Origin of the sequence: Okeania sp. SIO2F4 (assembly GCF_010672385.1) — a bacterium.
Classification (GTDB): Bacteria; Cyanobacteriota; Cyanobacteriia; order Cyanobacteriales; family Microcoleaceae; genus Trichodesmium.
In genome coordinates this window covers 1-4,168 of the sequence record NZ_JAAHGT010000866.1, presented here as the reverse complement: position 1 = coordinate 4,168, position 4,168 = coordinate 1, and the positions used below count along the sequence as shown (strand labels likewise).

General features: G+C 33.8%; 7 protein-coding genes. 6 read left to right on the top strand and 1 reads right to left on the bottom strand.

Annotation, left to right across the window (positions count from 1 at the left end; translation table 11 throughout):
• Nucleotides 1-71: 71 nt before the first annotated feature.
• The gene (locus tag F6K22_RS34110) at nt 72-635 is read right to left on the bottom strand and encodes a hypothetical protein (RefSeq protein ID WP_293108621.1); all 564 of its coding nucleotides are present in this window, start codon (nt 633-635) and stop codon (nt 72-74) included.
• A gap of 292 nt (nt 636-927) precedes the next feature.
• Here F6K22_RS34110 and F6K22_RS34105 point away from each other — a divergent pair, with 292 nt between their 5' ends.
• The 6 genes from F6K22_RS34105 (at nt 928) to F6K22_RS34085 (ending at nt 4,056) form a co-directional block, all read left to right on the top strand.
• The gene (locus tag F6K22_RS34105) at nt 928-1,260 is read left to right on the top strand and encodes a DUF565 domain-containing protein (RefSeq protein ID WP_293108617.1); all 333 of its coding nucleotides are present in this window, start codon (nt 928-930) and stop codon (nt 1,258-1,260) included.
• 225 nt (nt 1,261-1,485) lie between these two features.
• On the top strand, nt 1,486-1,596 hold the full coding sequence (locus tag F6K22_RS42655; RefSeq protein ID WP_363275031.1) for a helix-turn-helix domain-containing protein: 111 nt from the start codon (nt 1,486-1,488) through the stop codon (nt 1,594-1,596).
• Nucleotides 1,565-1,846, top strand: a complete 282-nt coding sequence (locus F6K22_RS34100; protein WP_293108614.1) for a hypothetical protein — start codon at nt 1,565-1,567, stop codon at nt 1,844-1,846. The genes F6K22_RS42655 and F6K22_RS34100 overlap by 32 nt, the downstream gene beginning before the upstream one ends.
• A gap of 149 nt (nt 1,847-1,995) precedes the next feature.
• A complete protein-coding gene (locus F6K22_RS34095) occupies nt 1,996-2,283 on the top strand; it encodes a transposase (RefSeq protein WP_293108611.1) in 288 nt (95 codons plus the stop codon).
• 13 nt (nt 2,284-2,296) lie between these two features.
• The gene (locus tag F6K22_RS34090) at nt 2,297-2,458 is read left to right on the top strand and encodes a hypothetical protein (protein WP_293108609.1); all 162 of its coding nucleotides are present in this window, start codon (nt 2,297-2,299) and stop codon (nt 2,456-2,458) included.
• A 521-nt stretch (nt 2,459-2,979) separates the two neighbouring features.
• Nucleotides 2,980-4,056: a glycerate kinase gene (locus F6K22_RS34085; protein ID WP_293108606.1), complete on the top strand. Its 1,077-nt coding sequence runs from the start codon at nt 2,980-2,982 to the stop codon at nt 4,054-4,056.
• Nucleotides 4,057-4,168: the final 112 nt, after the last annotated feature.

Below are 4,168 nucleotides of genomic sequence, written 5' to 3'. Positions count from 1 at the left end.
TCCCTCACTCCCCTACTCCCCTACTCCCTCGCTAGCTCTACCATTACTATGCACAACTACCGATATTTTTTTCATGGCCTTAAAATTAACTGCCATTCTAATGTTTCTGTATTCCAAATAGGAAAGTTTGTTTCTCCCACAACATAAGGTCCCCAATATAAACGAGAGCCATCTTGAGCAAAGACAACTAAAATATCTCCTGGTTTCAAGGTTAATTTTGCTTCTGGCAAAGAGAGTATTAACCCTCTGGTACTACCTTCTCCTGGAGCAAAATCCCAGTGAGCAGATTTTTGGTAAGATTGTTCTGAGGATTTAGCTAATAGTGCTATACGAACTGGACTATATGTACAGTTACTAACTCGAATAGCTCCTCTATTGCTTTTGACTATAGATGATTCAGAAATAGTGATGGGAATATTACATTCTTGAGTTTGTTTTATTGGAGATTTTGGTAGGGGTGTCGGAGTAGGAATATTTGATAAAGGAGGTTTTAAAATTGGTGAAGATTTTGATGTTTGTAATATTGCAGACTCATTTTTTCTCCAGGATATTGTTAACTGAAACCTGCTAATGATTAGTCCTAATAAAAAGAATATTAAAGCAATAATAATTTTTGAGTAAGGTTGAAATTTCATTTGAATTTAAGTATTTATTTTTCTCCTTTAACTTGGCATCCTGATTTTGTTTAGCCTGAAACATTACAGTCTGCTATTGTGCTATGTTAGACTACTTATGTTTCTCTATGCGGAACTCAAAAGTTAAAAGCGGTGCGACCCCGTGTCGGTGTAAGATGCAAGGGAATGGGCAACAATAGAGTCAAAAGTATTAATTGCTAAGGCTTTTAGGATTATGTAACTTATGGGTTATTTCCAGTACAGTGCACTAAAGTATTTTTAAGTTGAAAATTAAATATATTTAATATTATCTATGCAAAGTACCCGTATTAATAGATTACTGAACGTTATTCTTGAGAGGTTTAAACAATGGTTACTTAACCCTTGGCGTCGAATTTCTTTATTAATTATTAGTTTGTTGTTTGGTAATTTTGCAGCAACTGCCGTTTCTACCATCGCTGGGCAAGAAGGTTACTTAGATGTTTTGTATGCTTTAATTTGTTTGTTGATTACTGAAATATTAAACTGGTTAGTTTATGGCAGTAGAGGAAAAATTGCACGTTCTTTGGGAATAGATATTTTGAATGGTTTTAAAATAGGTTTTACCTATGGTCTATTTTTAGAAGCTTTCAAATTAGGTTCTTAACAGTTAGAAGTTAATCTACTTTCCTTTTTCAGTAAACTTGCCTTTTCCCCCACTGAACGTTAGCTTTTATACCCGCACCATAATCTTTGATTTGGTGTCTGGATGAATGCTTTTCATGTCGCGCAGCGAAACAAATCAAATTTTTTCTGCTATAATAATAGTACAAAATACTGCTACACAGTTAAACTTTAGTGTTAGAAAAATGTCAAAAACCTTGAAGGCAAGATATCAAGATATAAATATCGCATCTACCCTGAGCGTATCCAAATTAAGAAATTAAATCAACTTTTTGGTTGTTGTCGATATGTTTGGAATCAATCGCGATTCACATTGTAATCAACTTTATGCTAACGGTAATAAGAAACCAAGTTATGTTGATTTAACTAAACAATTTATAACTCAAGCATGCGCGAGAATTAGTTTGGTTAAAGGAAGTGGCATCCACTCCACTACAACAATCATTAAAAGATTTAGACCAGGTAGGAAAAAAATTTCTTTAATAGTTGTACTGGCAAGCGTAAAGGTATTAAAGTTAAGCCACCTAAATTTAAGTCCAGAAAATCTCAACAAAGTGCAAGATTTGTAGGAGCTAATTACAAGATTAGTCAAGACAAAATCTATCTACCAAAAGCAGGTAAGATTAAAATAGTTTGGTCAAGACTCTTACCTAGTAAACCTACATCAGTAACTATAATTAAAGATAGTTCTGGTCGTTACTTTGCTAGTTTTGTAGTAGTGACGTTTCGCGAAACGTCACTACATTGTGCAGAACATTTACCAAAGTCTGGTAATTCAACAGGCATTAATTTAGGGATTAGCACATTTGCTACGGTAGGGACGTTGCATGCAACGTCCCTACATGGTGAAAAGTTTGAAGCACCAAAACCATTAAAACAAAACCTCAAAAAGTTAGCTAAATTTCAACGCAAGTTTGCTCGGACTGAAAAAGGCAGCAAACGCCGTGAAAAAGCCAGATTAAGAGTTGCTAAACTTCATGCTGAAATAAAAGACAGAATTAACTGATTTTATTCATAAATTGTCAACTAATTTTGTTAAAAAGTACGACACTATTGTATTAGAAGACTTGAATGTTTCTGGCATGATTAAGAATCGCAAGTTAGCTAAAGCGATTAGCAATTTAGGTTGGCGACAATTCCGAACATTATTAGAGGCTAAATGCGATAAATGTGGAAAATAATTTAGAGTCATTAATAGATGGGAACCTACTTCTCAAAAGTGTTCTAATTGTGGTTTTAAAGGTGGCAAAAAAAAACTTAACGTCCCTGAGTAGACTTGTTTAAATTGTCGAACATTTCACGATAGAGACATAAATGCTGCTGTCAATATTTTAGAAGTTGTTCAGCCAAAAACCAAGGTTGAAACAGCTAAGACAGTAGTAGAAAATCCAGTTCAACTATCACTTTTTGTTAGTGAAGTTCCTCCGCAGGAGGCTAACGTCGCCGACGGGCAGTTGGAGATAATTAAACAGACATTGAAGAAACATAATTCTACCCGTAAAAAGGTAGTTGATTCTAATGATGTGTCAACCCGCTCTGAGTCATTCGTTCATCTTAGTCTGTTCGATTGATGGATGGGAATCCCGCCCTGTCTCTTAGAGCAGCATCGGGAGGATGTCAAGCAATTTTCTAACTCATCTATTTAGCTATCATTTATCAGTAGCTCATGAACTTGAGAAACACTATAGTATCTAGAATTTTTATGGAATTTTCTAAATCACCTATAAAGGAGATTTTACAAATTTTACAGCAAGGTAAGTCTCTGGGAAAAAAAGAATTAGAAATCTTAACAAATAAAGAATTAATAGAACAAAAACCTACCGATGTTTTTAACATTACTTCGGCAAATGTGAGAGAAGTAATTATGGAGCGATCGCTTCTATTTCAGTCTGTAATTACTGACTATGATAAATTTCCTATCAGAGATAATCAGACTTTAGAAACTTTATGGAAATTATGGTTGCCTTTAGGAATAAAATTAGCTAATAAACGTCAAAGTTTAAGTCGCCCATTAGTTCAAGGAATTTTAGGCGGACAAGGAACTGGTAAAACTACCCTAACAAAAATTTTAGTCTTAATTTTAGACAAGCTTGGCTATAAAACTATTAGCATTTCTATTGATGATATTTATAAAACTTACGCCGAACGTCAACTTTTACAAAAAGAAGATTACCGATTAATTTGGCGCGGACCTCCAGGAACCCATGATGTTAGTTTAGGAATAGAAATTTTAGATAAATTACGTCAATTTGAAAATCTAAATTCTGATAATTTAATTGCTATTCCTAGATTTAATAAGTCTCTTTTTCATGGAGCTGGAGATAGAATTGAACCAGAGATAGTAAGTAAAGTTGATATTGTTTTATTTGAAGGTTGGTTTGTGGGAGTTCGACCAGTTGAAGAGAAAATTTTTGATGTTGCACCACCACCAATTATTACAGAAGCAGACAAAAAATTTGCCCGTGATATGAATCAAAAATTAACAGACTATTTGCCTCTGTGGGAAAAGTTAGATAATTTAGTAGTTTTATATCCTACTGATTATCGTTTTTCTAAACAATGGCGAAAACAAGCAGAACAACAAATGATTGCTTCAGAAAAATCAGGAATGAGCGATGATGAAATTGAAAAATTTGTAGATTATTTTTGGAAAGCATTACACCCAGAATTGTTTATTAAACCGTTGATAAAAAATCCAGAATTGGTAGATTTAGTAATAGAAATTAATTCCGATCATTCTCAGGGAAATATTTATTATCCAAACGGCTTTGTTGTATGAAAGCATATAGCTACCGCACAAGATCCAAGCATATGTACTTCAGACTTCTACAACTATTGTCCAATAGATGAATAGAGCATCAATCTTTGATATAAAAAGGCTGAAACTTTTG

What these genes read in the sequence shown, in the direction of transcription:
- F6K22_RS34085 (WP_293108606.1), top strand. Translation starts at nt 2,980, where the DNA reads ATGGAATTTTCTAAATCACCTATAAAGGAGATTTTACAAATTTTACAG.
- F6K22_RS34110 (WP_293108621.1), bottom strand. Translation starts at nt 635, where the DNA reads ATGAAATTTCAACCTTACTCAAAAATTATTATTGCTTTAATATTCTTT.
- F6K22_RS34105 (WP_293108617.1), top strand. Translation starts at nt 928, where the DNA reads ATGCAAAGTACCCGTATTAATAGATTACTGAACGTTATTCTTGAGAGG.
- F6K22_RS34100 (WP_293108614.1), top strand. Translation starts at nt 1,565, where the DNA reads ATGTTTGGAATCAATCGCGATTCACATTGTAATCAACTTTATGCTAAC.